This is a genomic window from Arcobacter sp. F2176 (genome assembly GCF_004116465.1).
GTDB classification, from domain to species: Bacteria; Campylobacterota; Campylobacteria; order Campylobacterales; family Arcobacteraceae; genus Arcobacter; species Arcobacter siniprincipis.
On sequence record NZ_PDJV01000072.1, the window covers coordinates 1 to 432 of the forward strand.

General features: G+C 62.0%; 1 protein-coding gene. It reads left to right on the forward strand.

Translation table 11 applies throughout. The annotated features are described in order from the left end of the window. On the forward strand, positions 1–432 hold a 432-nt coding region (locus CRU95_RS16220; RefSeq protein WP_309109232.1), incomplete at both ends, for a PEP/pyruvate-binding domain-containing protein.

A 432-nucleotide genomic window follows, 5' to 3' on the forward strand; every position in this document is an offset into this window, starting at 1 on the left:
GATGGACACCGTCCTCAATCTCGGCCTCAACGACGTCACGGTCGAGGCGGTCGCCAAGGCTTCGGGTGATGCCCGCTTCGCCTATGACAGCTATCGCCGCTTCATCACCATGTACTCGAACGTCGTGCTCGATATCGACCACGGCCATTTCGAGGAGGCGCTCGAGGACTACAAGGAGCGCAAGGGCCTCAACCTCGACACCGATCTTTCGGCTGACGACTGGAAGGTGCTGGTCGGCAAGTACAAGGAGATCGTCAGGAAGGAGCTCGGCTCCGACTTCCCGCAGGACCCGAGCGAGCAGCTCTGGGGCGCGGTCGGCGCCGTGTTCTCCTCCTGGATGAACGCCCGCGCCATCAAGTATCGCGAGCTCAACAGCATCCCGGCTTCCTGGGGCACGGCGGTCAACGTCCAGTCGATGGTCTTCGGCAATAT